This window comes from Parendozoicomonas callyspongiae (genome assembly GCF_023502345.1).
Classification (GTDB): Bacteria; Pseudomonadota; Gammaproteobacteria; order Pseudomonadales; family Endozoicomonadaceae; genus Sansalvadorimonas; species Sansalvadorimonas callyspongiae.
In genome coordinates this window covers 229549-246579 of sequence record NZ_JAMFLX010000003.1, presented here as the reverse complement: position 1 = coordinate 246579, position 17031 = coordinate 229549, and the positions used below count along the sequence as shown (strand labels likewise).

Annotated in this window: 13 protein-coding genes; 4 read left to right on the top strand and 9 right to left on the bottom strand. The window is 48.1% G+C overall.

Annotation, left to right across the window (positions count from 1 at the left end):
- Positions 1–12: 12 nt before the first annotated feature.
- The 5 genes from M3P05_RS03760 to M3P05_RS03740 all read right to left on the bottom strand — a co-directional run bounded on the left by M3P05_RS03760 (position 13) and on the right by M3P05_RS03740 (position 4949).
- Positions 13–912: a cation diffusion facilitator family transporter gene (locus tag M3P05_RS03760; protein ID WP_249697885.1), complete on the bottom strand. Its 900-nt coding sequence runs from the start codon at positions 910–912 to the stop codon at positions 13–15.
- A gap of 18 nt (positions 913–930) precedes the next feature.
- Positions 931–1269: a hypothetical protein gene (locus M3P05_RS03755; RefSeq protein WP_249697884.1), complete on the bottom strand. Its 339-nt coding sequence runs from the start codon at positions 1267–1269 to the stop codon at positions 931–933.
- Entirely contained in the window at positions 1266–1709 is a 444-nt protein-coding gene (locus M3P05_RS03750; protein WP_249697883.1) for a DNA polymerase III subunit chi, read from the bottom strand. The genes M3P05_RS03755 and M3P05_RS03750 overlap by 4 nt, the downstream gene beginning before the upstream one ends.
- An 81-nt stretch (positions 1710–1790) precedes the next feature.
- The gene (locus tag M3P05_RS03745; protein ID WP_249697882.1) at positions 1791–3332 is read right to left on the bottom strand and encodes a hypothetical protein; all 1542 of its coding nucleotides are present in this window, start codon (positions 3330–3332) and stop codon (positions 1791–1793) included.
- Between the two features lie 123 nt (positions 3333–3455).
- Positions 3456–4949, bottom strand: coding sequence for a leucyl aminopeptidase (locus M3P05_RS03740; RefSeq protein WP_249697881.1), 1494 nt, complete (start codon positions 4947–4949; stop codon positions 3456–3458).
- A gap of 313 nt (positions 4950–5262) precedes the next feature.
- Here M3P05_RS03740 and lptF point away from each other — a divergent pair, with 313 nt between their 5' ends.
- Both lptF and lptG read left to right on the top strand, forming a co-directional pair.
- Complete coding sequence (lptF, locus tag M3P05_RS03735; protein WP_249697880.1) at positions 5263–6393, top strand: LPS export ABC transporter permease LptF; 1131 nt, start codon at positions 5263–5265, stop codon at positions 6391–6393.
- A complete protein-coding gene (gene lptG / locus M3P05_RS03730) occupies positions 6390–7448 on the top strand; it encodes an LPS export ABC transporter permease LptG (protein WP_249697879.1) in 1059 nt (352 codons plus the stop codon). The genes lptF and lptG overlap by 4 nt, the downstream gene beginning before the upstream one ends.
- A 36-nt stretch (positions 7449–7484) precedes the next feature.
- Here lptG and M3P05_RS03725 read toward each other — a convergent pair whose 3' ends face one another.
- Both M3P05_RS03725 and M3P05_RS03720 read right to left on the bottom strand, forming a co-directional pair.
- The gene (locus M3P05_RS03725) at positions 7485–8297 is read right to left on the bottom strand and encodes a hypothetical protein (RefSeq protein ID WP_249697878.1); all 813 of its coding nucleotides are present in this window, start codon (positions 8295–8297) and stop codon (positions 7485–7487) included.
- A gap of 68 nt (positions 8298–8365) precedes the next feature.
- The gene (locus M3P05_RS03720) at positions 8366–8851 is read right to left on the bottom strand and encodes an RDD family protein (RefSeq protein ID WP_249697877.1); all 486 of its coding nucleotides are present in this window, start codon (positions 8849–8851) and stop codon (positions 8366–8368) included.
- Positions 8852–9010: 159 nt separating this feature from the next.
- Between M3P05_RS03720 and M3P05_RS03715 the strand changes: the two genes are divergently transcribed.
- A complete protein-coding gene (locus M3P05_RS03715; RefSeq protein WP_249697876.1) occupies positions 9011–9196 on the top strand; it encodes a rubredoxin in 186 nt (61 codons plus the stop codon).
- Positions 9197–9419: 223 nt separating this feature from the next.
- Entirely contained in the window at positions 9420–10766 is a 1347-nt protein-coding gene (gene pssA, locus M3P05_RS03710; RefSeq protein WP_249697875.1) for a CDP-diacylglycerol--serine O-phosphatidyltransferase, read from the top strand.
- Between the two features lie 75 nt (positions 10767–10841).
- On the opposite strand, the gene M3P05_RS03705 is transcribed toward pssA, so the two are convergent.
- Both M3P05_RS03705 and M3P05_RS03700 read right to left on the bottom strand, forming a co-directional pair.
- Positions 10842–15311 carry an inositol phosphate phosphatase SopB gene (locus M3P05_RS03705; protein ID WP_249697874.1) on the bottom strand — a complete coding sequence of 1490 codons (4470 nt, stop codon included), beginning with the start codon at positions 15309–15311 and terminating at the stop codon, positions 10842–10844.
- Between the two features lie 139 nt (positions 15312–15450).
- Positions 15451–16830, bottom strand: coding sequence for a class II fumarate hydratase (locus tag M3P05_RS03700; protein ID WP_249697873.1), 1380 nt, complete (start codon positions 16828–16830; stop codon positions 15451–15453).
- Positions 16831–17031 lie beyond the last annotated feature (201 nt).

Genomic DNA, 17031 nt, shown 5'->3' with positions numbered 1-17031 from the left:
CTGTCAGCTGTATTAGTTCCTCGGAGGATCAGCAGTCCATGGGTCGATATGGATCAGCACCTCAATGATATTCGGCCCTTCCCGCATCAGCAAAGCTTCAACCGCCAGAGCAATATCGTGGCCTTCTGTTACGGTTAGATGGCCATCCACATGCAGGTGCATATCGACAAAAAGGCCACCATGGTGCCGTGTACGCAGACGGTGAATTCCACGAACGCCTTCTACCTCTGATGCCATTTCGTAGAGCTGGTCAGTAATCTCCAGGGATGCTCCCCGGTCAACCAGCGAGCCCAGTGCCTGAGCGCAGATATTGACGGCGGAGTAGAGAATAAGCAGAGAGATAATGCCGGCACCGGCAATATCAATCCAGACCTGCCCGGGAAGGAACATGGAGCCCAAAGTAGCAAGAGCTGCCGGCATGGAGCTGAAGGCATCACTTCGGTGGTGCCAGGCATTGGCTATCAAGGCTGATGAGTTGACATGCTTTCCTTTGTGAAGCGTCCAGCGAAACAGGATCTCTTTCAGGGCAATTGAGCAAAGAGCCGCAACCAGGGCAATCATACCGGTCGGTTTTGTAGTGCCTTCATGCCAGGCGGTTATTGCATCCCAGCCGATACCGCTACCAGCCGCTACCATCATCAAACCGATAAACAGAGTGACCAGAGTTTCAAACCGCTGGTGACCATAAGGGTGGTTACTGTCTGCCGGAGCAGACCAGATGTGAACACCGACGAGTACAGCAACGTCGCTGACAAGATCAGAAATACTGTGAAGGCCATCGGCAACAACGGCCCGGCTATTCCCCAGCGTACCTGCAATTATTTTAAGTGCGGACAGAATAACATTAACCAGCAGGCCAACCCAGGTAACCCTGGAAATGACTTTAATTGCATCTGCTGTGTTATTTACCATGGAAATGCCATTTGATTATTAAATTGTCAGCGCCCTTAGCAGCTGTTTTCTCAGTTTCTGTTCAATCTCGGGAAGGTATTCTGCAACCAATGTGTCGATAATCAGAGAAATTTCATCATTGGTGAGAGGCTGTTCATCGATACTGGCGGTCAGCTCGGGCTGAGTCTTCTCTTCCAGAACCACCTGGTCAGCCAGAACAGGTATATCCTCACCCAGATCAAACTCCAGTCCATCTTCGGGAAGTTCAATCTCATTGGTGGCAGTCGAATATTCCTGGTTATCGTTTTTGCCAAGGAATTTGTGCAGGTTTTCAAGGTCCTGAAGTAACTTTTCTGCCGAGTCGTTTTCGGGCGTCATGAAGGTCTTCCGACTTTCTGGTGTTGAGGGTCAAGGCCACGTCCCCTGTACTGGCGAAAACGGGTGCGTGCCAGTTTAAGAATACTCTCTTCCTGCACCACCACTTCCGCAATACGGCTGTAGCTATCAAGAGTATTCGGAATTTCATCGCCAAGATTAATTAAAAGTCCTTTTCGACCCTTTAACTGGTTTTCAGAATGACCAAGGGTTACGGGCTCCTGCACTTCACTATTGTTCTCAACAACCTTGTGAGGAAGAAAGCTGTCTTCACGAAATGACCAGAGTAAAGAGTCCAAAGCTTTGGTGTCCTCTTCCCCGGCAGTATGGATATGTGCGTGAACACCATTGCGCCAGGCTTTCTCCGCCAGACGGCAGGCAAACAGAGCACGGGTTTCCGGAGTTTCTTCCGCGAGAATGTAAAAGCTTACCTGCTGGGTCATTGTGTTATGCGTTGCCAGTGATTCTCCGGCTACTTATACAAGGTTTATAAGAGTTATAAAAGTTGTAACAGTCTTGATTTTTTAGTCCTCCCCCGGGAGTATATAATATTTGAATAGCTTCCAGCTCTTCCGAAAGGCTCGTTTTGTACAAAATCCCATGCTGTGAGGGAAAAGTTTGACGACGAATTGAAGTTGTTCTCCTTTTTGACTGAGTTTCAAAACTGTTTCGGGCATCTTGGCTGTGCTGAGGCAGTACTGAGATCCAGCGGGCAGAAAACCCCTGCTGCTGCATTCATGAATCATTTTGGAATCCCCTCCCGGAAGGGTGACGTAAAGCCTGATTGTTTTTTGGGCAAGCAGCCTCTGAATGTCCTCCTGTGAATGTTGCAGGGCTATACCGACTTCAGTGTCATACTGTCCGCAATCCACCCTCCTCACCGATCCTAGAATTATATGCATTTCTATAGTGTCGCAAGCATCGGGCTGCCTGGGGTCAGGGCTCAAATTTACAAGAATCGGGGCACTGAAAATTGGATGTATGGGTTCACGAGTATAGTGTAAAAGCGGATTCGGATTAACTTGCCATGACGGCGAATCGTTCTGAATAGTTACGTTATCTGTAACAGGTAACATCTGAATATCGATACGATAAGTACCGTCTTTTTGGTAATAGTTAGCTCTCCAGTCAGTATCTTTGGCAACAAGTTGCACATCATATTCGAGAGAAGCTACGGGCTCTATTGGTTTGAAGCTATTAAGAGGAATGCTTTTATTAGCGTATGTAGGTCTACGTGGTAAAAGGCGTGCGATTACACGAATGTCTGCAAGTTCGCTTGTATCCCCTACAAACTGCCATGTTAGCCGAGGAGATCCTAAGCGGTCTGAGTAGAGGGTGAGCCGGACGGGGTACTTGTAAAGGATACCCTCCAGTGAGTAATTTTCGGAGAGTTGTCGGTCTGTATAAATTACCCATTGAGTTCTCCCGTTATTATACGAGCTGTCGAAATAGCTTGGTATCTGGTGATAAGCATCTGGTTCTGGTTCTAGTTCTAGTTCTGGTTCTAGTTCTGGTTCTAGTTCTGGTTCTAGTTCTTGTATTTCTGTTTCGCTGTTGATGAAAAAGTCAGTGTTTTGCGTTTTTCGTAACTTTGGTTTTTCTTTCACGCAACCATGGTGTTTTTTGAATAGTTCGGTTTTTTTGCAGTAACTGCAATGAACTTTCAGGCTTTTAATGCTCTCAATAGGATTAGCTCTGCTGTGTTGCCCATGTTTCTTTGGTGAGCACGCTGGACAAAAAACCGCGAAGGATTTGTCATCAGCTGGGGTAATCTGGTCGTCAACAATCGCTGTGCCATATACAGTAGACTGGTAAGGAAGCAGACATTCATCACAGAAGACATGTCTGTGCTGGCAATCGAGGGTATAGGTATTAAGTGAAATCTCCCCACACTGGAGACAGATTTCGTTCTGAGGTAGAGGCTTGGTAAAGCACAGGTGGTCATATTTCCCGGCATGTGCAGTGTTGAACGTACAGATTAACCAACTTGCCAATAAAATTATTTTTAGAACTGAAGAGCTCAGTATCAGTGCGGGTGTCAGAGATATGCGCACCACCATTTCCATTTTTCATCCACGGCTATGAAGAAATAGAATGGATCGGAATAATTGTCTAATAAAAAAGTGGATCTAAGGCAGCCTGGCCGGAGAGAAGTGCCCGACAATATTGTATTGCCGGGCCATATGGGATTAACTGTTAGTCTGACTCAGAACATATTGAACAAGCAGGGGAACAGGACGGCCAGTTGCGCCTTTTTCTCCACCGCTCTTCCAGGCAGTGCCTGCAATATCAAGGTGTGCCCAGTCAAACTCTTTGGCATAGCGTGACAGGAAGCAACCTGCGGTAATGGTGCCAGCCGGGCGGCCACCGATATTGGCCATATCAGCAAAGTTGGTATCCAGCTGCTTCTGGTACTGCTCGTCCATTGGCAGACGCCATGCCTTATCACCGGAAACATTACCGGCAGCCAGCAGGTCATCCGCCAGCTCATCGTTATTACTGATCAGGGCACTGATATGGTGGCCAAGAGCCATAATGCAGGCACCGGTTAGAGTTGCAATATCGACCACAGCTTTAGGCTTGTAACGCTCTGCATAGGTCAGGGCATCACAAAGAACCAGTCGACCTTCAGCATCCGTGTTCAGAATCTCAATGGTTTGACCAGACATAGAGGTAACGATATCACCAGGCTTGCTGGCATTGCCGGCAGGCATATTTTCAGCCGCAGCAACCAGACCAATCACATTGATGGGCAGTTGAAGTTCAACAATGGATTTCATGGCACCGAAAACGGACGCAGCGCCACACATGTCGAACTTCATTTCATCCATGCCGGCGCCGGGCTTGAGACTGATACCACCGGTATCGAAGGTAATACCTTTACCCAGTAGCACAATAGGGTTGTCGGTGGCCTTGCCGCCCTTGTAGTTCATCTCGATCAGCTGACCTTCCTGGGTCGAGCCCCTGGATACAGAAAGGAAGGAGTGCATACCCAGCTTCTCCATTTCTTTCTCGTCCAGCGCCTTCACTGTCAGCTTGCGGACACCGTGCGCCAGCTTCTTGGCCTGTTCGGTCAGATGCAGAGGTGTGCAGATATTGCCGGGCTGGTTGCCAAGATCACGGGCAAGAGCCATACCGGCAGCAATAGCTGTACCTTCGGCTGCAGCCTGTTTGTGGACATCCAGTGCTTTACGGCCGGACTGGAGAAGGGTCACTTTCTCAAGGGATACCTCGGGCTTGTCATCCTTCCTCTTGCTTTTATGTTCATCAAATCTGTAGCTGCCATTGGCAATGGCGCAGGCAAGCTGACGAACGCTCCAGCTAGAGTCACGGTCAGCAACATCCAGATCGTCAAAGGCGACGATGGCATCACTGATTCGTGCGCTGTTGAGGGTTTTTGCAATGGCTGCGAAAATTCTTTCTGCATCTGTCGCTTTGGGCTTTTCTTTACCCAGGGCAACCAGCAGAACACGCTCGGCTTTCAGGCCATTCACCACAGGAACCAGCAGGGTTTGACCGGCCGCCTGTTTTAGATCACCTCGTTCGATCAGGGATGTGAACAGTCCCTCAGCGGCTTTATCGACGCTCGAAAAGGTTTTCTGGGTGCCTTCAGCGCCCGTTAACAGAACCAGACACTGCGTCTGCTGCTTGTCTGCATTACCACTTTTGATCGAAATTTCCATGGAATCTCTCCTTTGAATACGCGAAAACCTGTGCGTTGTCAGAGGCTTTGTTAGATAATGCCCTGCTTGAATCTGCGGACATCCTTGCAGAATAGTATCGCTGACGCTGACAGGGCAAAAAATGAACCCGGTGTGCTTCGGTACTCTCGTTAATATCGGTACTCTCGGCCAGCACCGTCTTCGGCATGTTGCATCACGGGCGGTATACTTCCCCGAGTTTACGACAGGTTTGTACGAATTTTTAGCCTTTCTTTTTTCGCGTTTTTATGCGTGCTTAGGGATGGGTTCGTTGTGTTGAGATGGGATTTTTAATTTGATCGTTCTTCGGTATCTCGCACGTGAGCTGGTTCAGAGCTGGCTGGCGATCAGTGGGGTTTTGTTGCTGATTATTGTCAGTGGCCGTTTTATAAAATATCTGCAGCAGGCTGCAACAGGTGAACTGAAAGCAGAGTTTCTGTTTGCCATTATGGGTTACCGCCTGCCGGGTTTTCTGGAAATTATTCTCCCACTTGGCCTGTTTCTGTCCATTCTGCTGGCCTATGGCCGTATGTATGTGGACAGCGAGATGGTGGTGCTGGAAGCCTGCGGCATGAGCCGTAACCGTCTTCTGGGTTATACCTTTGTTCCCGCATTTGTAATCATGATTGTTGTGGCCGTTATCAGCTGTGTGCTCAGCCCCTGGGGGGCCAGCCATGTTGAGCGCATTCTCAATACCCAGGATGCCATGACCGAATTCGACACCCTTACACCGGGTCGTTTTCAGTCAATGAACGACGGCGTCAGGGTGACTTATACGGAATCACTTTCCTCGAATAAGTCCCGTATGGAAGGTGTTTTTATTGCTGAACACCGGGTGGGTAAAGAAGGAGAGAAAGGGCAGGTGACTCTGCTTCTGGCGGATGGTGGGCGTATGTACCCTGATCCGGAATCCGGTAAACGTTACCTGCTTCTGGAAAACGGCTACCGCTATGATCTGGCAGCGGGTCAGCCTGAAAGCCGTCTGACACAGTATGATACCTATGGCATACAGATGCAGGATCCAGAAGTCCGTCCGGTCACCAAAGAAAATGCCCTGCCCACAGAACAGATTTTCGGAAGTGATCAGCCGCGCCTTGTTGCCGAGTGGCAGTGGCGTATTTCTCTTCCTCTCCTGATTCCCGTGATTGTCTTTATGGCTTTGCCTTTGGCCAGGGTTAATCCCCGCCAGGGACGCTTTATGAAGCTGCTTCCTGGCGTTCTGCTCTATCTGGTTTATCTGGCGTTGCTGATTGCCAGCCGTGGCGCCGTTGAAGATGGAAAAATTCCTCCTGAAATAGGTTTGTGGGGAGTTCATGCTGTTTTCACAGTGATTGCTCTGGTGATGTTTTTCTGGCCCCAGATTCAGAACCTGTTTTCAGGGGCGCGCAGTATCGAGTCGGTTGATGGTGGGGTGAAGCAGGGATGAGAAAGCTTGATCGTCATATCGGCGTAACTGTACTGGCAGCGATGATGGTTGTTCTGATCATTATTGTTTTCCTGGATACCCTGTTTGGGTTTATGACCCAGCTGGATGCCATGCGGGCCAATTACCAGTTGCCGGAAGTTGTCCGCTACATGGTTCTGACCATGCCTAAGCGGATCTATGAAGTGATTCCGGTTTCTGCCCTGATCGGCTGTCTGGTCGGACTTGGTTCGCTGGCTAATAACAGTGAGCTGGTGGTGATGCGGGCAGCGGGTGTTTCCCTTATACGAATCTGCTGGTCTGTTATGAAACCGGCCATTGTGCTGATGCTGGTTGGCCTGCTTCTCAGTGAATATGTTTCACCAATTACGGAGCAGATGGCCCAGACCGGGCGCAAAATCGCCCGTTCCGCAGATGGCAAATACACCGATGAAGGCCTTTGGCACCGGGAAGGCGATGACTACATGTTCTTCAACGCCGTGGAGCCTAATGGTGTTCTCTATGGCATTAATATTTACCGTTTTGATGAAAATCGAAAGCTGGAAGAAACGGTTTATGCCGAACGGGCACTGAGCCAGGGCAGCCACTGGTTGCTGGAGAATGTTGAAACCAGTACCTATTACGATGATCGCGTTGATGTGAGTTCGGCCCAGACCCAGATCTGGGAAACTGACCTGACAACAACCTTGCTGAAAGTTGTGGTGGTGAAGCCGGATGATCTCTCGATAAGCGGTTTGGCAACCTATATCGATTATCTTGAAAATCAGGATCTGCAAAGTGCTGAGTACGCTCTGGCACTATTTAAAAAGGTGCTGCAGCCTCTGGCTATTTTTGCCCTGGTGCTGATCGGTATCTCGTTTGTGTTTGGGCCTCTGCGAACAGTATCTGTAGGTTTAAGACTGTTTTCCGGCGTGATTACCGGTGTCACCTTTATGATTGTTCAGAACCTGATGGGGCCGTTGAGCCTGGTCTTTGGGTTCTCACCCTTTGTTGCGATTCTGCTGCCAATCCTGTGCTGTTTTGGTGTGGGTGTGCTTTTGTTGAGAAGAGCCGGGTAACCCGGCTCTTCTCAAGTATATTGAGGTTCTGGGGGGTTATGCTTCCAGAACTGCAATTTTTTCGCGAAGGGCCTTAAGCTCAGCTTTCTTCTTGGTAATCCCTTCAGTTAGATCACACTTCATCAACTCTTTATCAGCTGATTTTTGTGCTTTCTCGGCGAGAAATCTGTTGTTTATACAACGTTTTGCTGTTGCAACCGCCTGTGAATCACTACCCAGGATTTCCAGAGACTCCTGAGTTTTTTCTATATCTTGCTGATATGATGTCAAAAAAGCACTACGCTCACTCCTGTCAGGAATTAAGGAACCTAGATCCTTAGCCAGAGTTGTGGAAGTTATAGTGTATTCTGAGCACTGTGTGCATGATTTTTGAATTCTTTCAGCCTGTTCGGACAAACCGCATTCTTTAAGACTTTGAGTAGAAATAATGGGCTTTTCCCCTCCGCGAATTTTACTTTGAGCATCTTCAAGGTATTGAATTACACCTGAAAGCTTCTTCTCTTCGCGTTTTGCAATTGCAAGTGGGGTTTGAGTATCTGCATGGAGGGCAGCAGCACTTTTCCTTTCGATAATATATCCAACAGTGGTACCCAGGCTGACTGCTGTGAGAAATGATTTAGGACCAGCTTCGCAGGGAAGAATATTCAGGTAGTACATAAGACCGTAGGTTGCAGCCCCGAGAATTGCGCCGTGTCCGCCGCCTCGGATAGCATGACTTAAAACGCCTGTTATACCTGATCGGTATTGAACGGCTCTGCCTGCAAATTCAACTTCAATTTCTGCTTTAGTCGTAGGAGCCTGATATCCTGAGACTGCTGGGGTTGTTCCTATTGCTTGAGCTTGCTGCATACTGCTTCCCTCCTTGAATATGATCGTTAGATACATTTCAGAGTAAGCATGTCTGCGGGCAGTGGGTATCAGACCTTGGTGGCAGGAGTGAGCAAAATTACCTGGCTTCTGGAGTAACGGTCGTGCCAGGATTTCTTGTCTTTGTCGACCAGAATCCAGAGCACGCCGAGACCTGCCAGCCCGATAGCGGGTATTGCAATCATAAATCTCAACAGACACTGAATCAGAGTTAAGGGACCACCGGTTTCACTGCTGATAACCCTGATCTTCCAGGCCTGCATGCCCAGAGTCTGGCCACCTCTGGTCCAGAAATGGGCAAAGAAAAAGAACAAGATAAAAGTCAGAACCGTGCTGAGAAGTGGGTTAAAACCAGCCGGCGCATCTTTTAGCCCCAGCAGAAGATTATTAACCACTGCATGGTAGATGCCACTGGTTACCATGACGATAGCAATCACCAGAAAGGTGTCATAAACCATAGCGGCCAGTCTTCGCCAAAGGGGGGCGGGCTGATAATCTGCGGCCATGCTGCTTTTTACTGCCTGTTCCGGGGTCATATTCTGTAATCTGTTGTTATTCACTGCCGAGTTTACGGACTGCCAGCCTTATGGCAAGCCCGGCATTAGCGACCGGGCGATCAGGCGACTATAGAGTAGATAGAGTAGACTGAAGAAAACAAATAAATGGTTTGGCTGTGGCCAGAGGGGTGGAAAGCAATGAATACGAACGCGAATACGAAAAAGTGGCAATGTGTTGTATGTGGCCTGGTTTATGATGAAGCAGAAGGCTGGCCTGATGACGGCATTGAGCCGGGAACAGCCTGGGAAGATGTACCGGAAGACTGGATCTGCCCGGACTGCGGAGCTGCGAAATCTGACTTTGAAATGGTACCAGCTGGTTGAGTTTCACCAGCCATTAACCGCAAGAAAATCCGTTTTCTGAAAACCACCTCAAGCAAGCTGGTTTTTTATGTTGTGGACTGAATAGTGCAGTCGTGGAAACGAACATCCAAAGTGTTGACAGTAGTATCTGCGCCGGGACGTAATTTTTGTTAAAGTGCGCCCTTTCCTAATTCTGAACCGAGGTGTCGGGATCAGATTTGCAAAGTTCTATTCAGGCAGAAGTATGTTTGCACCGGCGTATTATCAGGATCGACTCAGCAGCCTACCCCAGATTGCGGTCGGTGAATCTGATTATCGCATTATCAAATCAACCCGCGAATTTAAGGAACGCCTGCTGGAGCTGATTCGTTCAGCAACAACGCGCATCTATATGGCTGCGCTGTATCTTGAGGCCGACGGTGCAGGTGAGGAAATCCTGCGGGCCCTGTTTGAAGCTCAGCAAGCGAATCCTGCTCTGGATATCCAGATTTTTGTTGATTTTCATCGTGCTCAACGGGGACGTATCGGTGAAGAGACAACGGCAACCAACCGGGATTTTTATCAGCGTCTGACTGATGAGTACGAGCACCCGATCAAAATCTTCGGGGTTCCGGTCAAAGGGCGCGAGATTTTTGGTGTTCTGCACCTGAAAGGATTTGTTTTTGATAACACTGTCCTTTATTCCGGTGCCAGTATTAATGATGTCTATCTGCACCATGAAGAGCGCTATCGTTACGATCGCTACCATGAAATGCACAGCCGGGTCCTGAGTGACAGTTTTGCGGAGTATATGACCAGTTATTTCCGCAAGCATCCGGCCGTTCAGCCTCTGAACAGTGGTCCGGTCACCAGCCGTAAGGCATTGAAGCATGTTATTCGGAATTTTGGTCGCACGCTGCGCCGTTCAACCTACAGCTTTGCACCGGATCATGATGGAACCCAGATTGGTCTGACACCAGTCTGTGGAATGGGAGCCCGTGGAAACCGGCTGAACAAGATGATCTGTAATCTTCTTCGTTCGGCTGAAAAAGAGGTGTTTATCTGCACACCTTATTTCAATCCACCCAGAACAATTTCCCGACAGCTTAACCAGCTGCTGAAACGTCATGTAAAAGTAACCATTGTTGTCGGTGATAAAACGGCAAATGACTTTTATATTCCGCCAGAAGAAGAGTTCTCCAAGATTGGTGGTCTGCCTTACCTGTACGAGTACAACCTCCGCTCCTTTGCCCGACGCCATCAGAAGGATATTGAGGATGGCCGGTTGAACCTGATGTTGTGGAAAAGTGGTGATAACAGCTATCACCTGAAAGGTATTTATGCTGATGGCAACCGGGCACTGGTCACAGGCAGCAACCTGAACCCGAGAGCCTGGGGGCTTGATCTGGAAAATGGCGTGCTTGTTCAGGACATGCAGCAGAAGCTTCAGACTGAATTTGTGCAGGAACAGGAGTTGATCTTAAGCGGTGCATCCCGAATCAACAATTACCGCGAGCTGGACAAAATGGGGGATTACCCGGATGAGGTTCAGCGCCTGCTTGGAAAAATCAAGCGCTTCAAGGCTCATGTTTTGATCAAAAAAATCATCTGAGTGAGAGCAGAAATGAAAAAGCTGGTAAAGAACCTACCGGCTTTTTCATTTCAGGTGTGAATTTAACTTAAAAAGTTATTTCACCATTGTCAGCTGGTATGTATAAGGGTCAACTTCTGCAAGGGTTGTATCCTCAACCTTATAACCATACTTACCGCAGTTGTTATTCTGCTGCTGCAGACCACCATAAACGACATGAGCAACAGTCTGGTTCTGTATACGCTCCTCTGTGGTCATGTGGGGCATCAGTGTCAGTCTGTCTGTTGGTGATGTCTTCTTGCTGGAAGTGTCATCATCCTGCTCATGGGAAGATTTCCGGGCTTCCTCAACTTCTCTGGCCGTCTTCATTCGAACATCAGCTTCACAGCAGTCAACAACATTGGATTTATACACGTTGTTGGTACGGTCCTTGGCACTCTTACATCCACCCATCAATGGTGCATGCATGATCTGGCAGATTTGGTCAACCAGCCAGATATCGTAGAACGCTCTGGTTCCGCCGTGATGGTAGCTTTTGCTCTCAATAGATCTGCGGTGTTCTTTACACAGAGCCAGGAAGTTTTCTTTCTCCAGACCAGAAAGCAGTTCCCAGTGCGCGGAGTGAATAAATTCACCCGCATCTCCGCCAGGCATTCCTTGCTTATCTTCTGTGGCACCAATCAGACCTTCCATTGCTTTCTTGTTAAGCCTGTCGGTTAACTCGAAAGGACGGGCTAAGTGTCTCAGCTTTGAGAAGGCCAGCTGGTTTACAGGGAAAATATACATTCTGGGCTTGAACTTGAAGCGAACCTTGTGAGATACACCGCGGCTGTCCAGGAACTCCAGCTCCTTCTCTTTCCCTTCCAGCTTCTCAAGCATTTCGGAAGCTTCCTTGGCCATCAGGTATTCATCTTCATGAAAGCCTGTTTTATGTCTCAGTTTGTCGGGGGACAGGAAGCACAGGTAGGTAAACGGAAGCTCGATAGGATCCTCCTGTCTCCCCTGTAATGCCTCAGCAAGGCCTGGAATATTTGCCTGATTGTTTGTAACCAGGCCTACCAGAGCTTCATTCATCCTCTTTTCTGCAATAGCGTCACGATCTTTTCTCTTCTTGATTCGCTTGGGTATTGGTACCAGTGAACCGACTCGCAGCTCTCGTCTGATAACCTCGCCATCTGGATCTTTTACAACGACGCAGGTCAGGTTCTGGGCATGCTCAGAATCCCGGTTCTGGGAAGGCGTAAAGCCTGTAAGAGCCAGAGGGTTGCAGTCTCCCTGTGGGGCAGGACCTTCTGCTCGAAGAAGCATTTCCCGCATTGGAGTATATTCAACAGTATATTTATACAGCTTGCCTTCAATGATAAGAGGAAGTTCGTGCACAGATTTCTTTGGTGGAGACTGGTTCTCCATCATATCGACTATCTGGCTTTCGAGGTAATCCTTGGATTTTACTTCCTTGCAGATTTTTTCCAGACCTTTTACATAAGCATCAAGATCCTGAATCATGGTTGGCAGCTCACCGCCCTGACCCTGATACTCCCCATTCAAAGCAGTAACCATCCCAGTAACCTGCTCTTTGGCACTGTCAAAGTCTGGGCGCTCATTTTCCAGTTTCTTTCTGACCAGTATCATCGCGCCTCTCAGAATACGCTTGCTGGCCTTGCTGGCCTTTTCAATTTTCTGGTCGTAAGCTGTACGACCATTATCGATAGCTTCATGGGCAGCCTGAGACCACTTGGAAGCCTGGGCCATAAGATTTTCAACTGTTCTGGGGTCATTACGCTGAATGATTTCCAGTTGCTCTTTTTTCTCTTCCAGCTGGCCTTTCATTGCCATGATGTCCTGATGAACAGCGTTTCGTATTGGCTGGTCCCAGGAGTCATCGTTATGGCCTTTCTCGCCCGGCATAACGTAGTACGTTAGATCCTCAGGGTTTTCCAGCTTAAGCTGCATATCGTGTAGCTCTGATATGGCCTTTTCAACTTCAGCGATTTGACCTGCATACGAGCCGGAGTTGGCACCGAGAACCGGGCGGAAAATCAAGTTTTGGGTTTCATCCAGTAATGGTGCAAAATCTTTGACAGCCTGCCTTTCCTTTTCAGACGGAACAATTGCTGCATCATCCATTTGATCAATATCGCACCTGCGGAATGGCAGGTGACTGATCGTTCCCGGTTGTCTCCTAATAGCTTCAACGAGACTTGGAGCCAGTTTTTGAGTTCTTGAAACATGGCTGGTAAGAACGGCAGTTACATGTTGGCGAAGTTCTTCACTCGTGCAGCTGGCACCATTTAATCTGGCTGCAACAGCCCTGGCAACCTCAGGGTGCTCATCCTCTGGAACCCCTGTGGCAGATTTTAATATTTTGCTTAATTTACTGGTGGTGTTATGAACATTGAGTTTCTTCTCCATATCAGAGCGGTGAAGCTCTGTATCAGCTTTTGCCAGCGACGCGCCAGGAGATACTTCTTTCTTGACTGAGTGTCCATCTTCATCACTCGAGTAACTATCATCATTACCTGAGGAGCTAATAACATCATCAATATATTCCTCCATTTCTTCATCACTACATCCTTCGTAAATTGAAGGCGGTAGCTGACGTGTGAATTTTAAAGACATACCAGGAGGCTGATGAATACTTGGCAAGTTCGCTTCTATGTTTTGAACTTCATCTGTAGTTTGTGGCAGCAGTTCCTTGATCTGTGAAACAGTCTTTGTTGGCAGAGAGTTGACCATATTCTCCAGAGATTTCTCATCGACAGGTTCATCTCCCTCAGGCACAAGTGATAAAAGGTGATCAATAACTTTTGGATCTTTATTCAAAATGCTGAGATGCGTTTCAACTTCATCAGCCTCAAGTCCCATTTCTTTAAAGTCATCATCATCCAGATCTTTAACGCTTAGCTGGGGAGGCTTTCTTAAAGGAATGGCACAGACAGCAGAATTTAGCGATTGAGTTAAAGGAGTAGTTTGAATCTGTGAAAATTTTTGGTTGTAGACAGGTAATGACATGGTCAAATTTGGCAAACTTTTTTGCAGCGAATCTGAGGGTGAATTTTTATAAACGTCTTCATCATCACTATCGTCGCTGGAGCTACATTCAGATGTAGGTTCAATAACCGGAGGTAAAATCACTGATTTTGGCAAGGATAAAGATGGGTCATCAACCGTGTTCTCAACCGGGGAAGGCGTGCTGATAACAGAAGGTTTCCGAGAATCCTGATTTCTTTCTGCTCTTTGCAGTTTCGCCAGCCTTTGGTTTTCTTCGCGCAGGAACTGAATCTGTTGCTCCTCACTCAATTTGATTTTTGGGCGATTTAATTCTCTGAGCCTTTCCTGCTCTTTCATCAGCTCCGCTTGCTCAGCAATGCGCTTCATCAGCTCTTTCATTATGGCAAGCGGGTCTTCAACCGTAACCTTTGCTTCAACAGGCTTAGTTTCACATTGACTAGCAGGTACTGGTGAAATCCTCGTGGGCGTTACTACACACACCGTTTCTGGAGAAACATCTTCTTTAGCTTGAACTTTGATGGTTGCATTGTGGGTAGTTTCTTCTGTATCAGGTTGGGGTTTCAGTGAAACTGGAGAAGCCTCAGGTGTGAGAATGTTGACAGGCATAGCTTCCAACACACTTTCCTGAGTAATGGCCTTTGATCGTTTTTTCATACCTTTGCGAATGCGAGCCATAATTTCGCTGTGTGAAAGAGGGAATTCACTTTCTGGTTCCAGAGGTGGATCTGCTTCCTCTTCGGCAGGAACGTTTTGACGAGCTAATTTTTCCCTGTACGCACGTTCGGCCTGCTCTTCGCTCTTAAGGTTTGCTTTCCGTTCTTCTTTTTTACTTGGCTCTTTTATTCCCCAGTCTTTGTAATACTCAGCTAGCTTCTGTTTTTGAATATCTTCCCCAGTGGGTTTTTTCTCTTCCAGAAGGGTTTCTACGGCAACTGGATTCGTAGTCGGTACTGGCGATGCAGGGGGGGCTTGAAGAGTTGCTTCTTCATTTTCAATCTCTTCAACTTGCTTGGTAATAACATCCACTTCCAGCAGGCTAACGTCTTTTGGCAAGGACATACTGCGAGCAAGCTTTACAGGTGTGGGAGCTTTTGGCTTTTCCTCACCATTCAAATCCAGAGCCTCAAGCAGTTTTAACTCATCATCCGCATTGGGCTGAGGCTCTGGTTTCATATTCGGGTTTTCAGTTTTGGGAGGAACTGCTGGAATATCTAAAAGCAGGAGTTCTTCATTATCTTTGTTGGGAGCTTCAGTGTTCTGAGCCGGTAACTCAACTCTTGCTGGCGTTGACAGTCTGCGGGCAGGCTTTACTACTTCAGCCGCTTCCCTTTGCTTCAATGAAGCTGTTTTGTTATCTGCGAGATCTAAGGCATCAACCAGCTTGGGTTGATTATTGATTTGAGGCTTGGTGGCTTCAGCCTTGAGGGCCTGTGCCTTTCTGGAGCCAAAGCACCATGAATAAGCAAGAGAAATCGGATAGGTAAAAGCTGAGAACAGGTTACCTGCCAACCTTGATACATACTGGCATAAGCCAATCACTTGTTTCGGTTTCATACCATCCGCCTCCCTGCAGAAATGAGATATTCACGTTTTTGACTGGCAGGAAGGCTGGGAGTTCCGCAAAGAGAGGTAGACGAAAGTAGGGATTTAAAAAAAGAGCTGAAATATCAGCCCTTTATACAGTTTTACTGGCTTAGCCCCCTCCCTGGGTCAGACGGGCCGGATCAAGCAGTTTTTCCAGTTCCTGACGGGAAATATCAGTCTGCTCCTCGGCTACATCGATAATCGGGCGCAGTTCCTTGTAGGCCTGTTTGGCGATGGCAGCCGCTTTCTGGTAGCCAATGATCGGGTTGAGGGCGGTCACCAGAATAGGGTTGCGGGAAAGGGATTCTTCCAGCCTGACCGTGTTGACCTGGAAAGTGGCAATGGCCTTATCTGCCAGCAATAGACAGGTATTGGCAAGCAGATGGATGCTGTTCAGGAGGTTGTCAGCAATCATCGGCAGCATCACATTCAGCTCAAAATTACCGGATTGGCCGCCCACAGTTATTGCTGCATCATTTCCAATTACCTGTGCTGCTGCCATGGCTGCTGACTCGGGAATAACCGGGTTCACTTTTCCCGGCATCATTGAAGAGCCCGGCTGCAGGGCTTCCAACTCAATTTCTCCCAGACCTGCCAAGGGGCCGGAGTTCATCCAGCGCAGGTCGTTGGCAATCTTCATAATGGTGACAGCCAGTGCTTTCAGCTGGCCGGACAAGGCCACGGCGGTGTCTTGAGAGCCAATCATGGCGAAGAAATTATCAGCGGGTTTGAAATCGAGGCCAGTGAGGATAGAGAGCTTTTCGTTGAACAGGCGGGCAAAATCAGGGTGGGCGTTAATGCCTGTTCCAACTGCTGTGCCACCCTGTCCCAGCTGAAGAACCTGATTCCTCATCGCCAGAAGCAGTTTCCGGCCTTGCTGTAGCTGGGCAACCCAGCCATCCAGAGACTGGCTCATTTTTACCGGCATGGCATCCATCAAGTGGGTTCGACCGGTTTTGACATAGGCATCAAGGTTTCCAGCCTTGGCGCTGGTCACTTTTATAAGGCGCTCCAGGGCTGGCAGCAGGTTTTCTGAAAGCTCAATTGCTGCACTGGTATGAATGGAGGAAGGAATCACATCATTGCTGCTCTGGCCGCAGTTGACGTGATCATTGGGGTTCACAGGTGCGCCAAGCTCCCTGCTTGCCAGCGTTGCAATAACTTCATTGGCATTCATATTAGAGCTGGTACCAGAACCCGTCTGGAAAATATCGACCGGAAAGTGCTGGATCAGGTTGTCTTGATTAAGGAGAATCTGACAGGCTTTGATAATTGCCAGAGCCATATCTTCAGGAATCTGTCCCAGCTCCGCATTGGCTTCAGCGGCAGCTGCCTTTATCTGGATCAGTGCCCGAATAAAACTGGCAGGAAGCCTCTTGCCGCTGACTGGGAAATTATTAACAGCCCGTTGTGTTTGTGCGCCATAAAGCGCATTTTGTGGGACTTCCAACTGTCCCATGCTGTCTGATTCGATACGGAATGCTTTCATGATCAGCTTTCCCTTATAAGCTCCACTATGCCATTTAGAATGACACAGCTTTTGCGTGATGGAAAAAAGATGATTTATAGATATGAATATTTGATCTATAAAAACCCAAGTATTTTAGTCAACAACTGACAAGAAATAGTGTCCAATGGAGTTGGCGCAGAAGCTGGTTCGGCCTGATAGCAAAACTGATAACAAAACAGC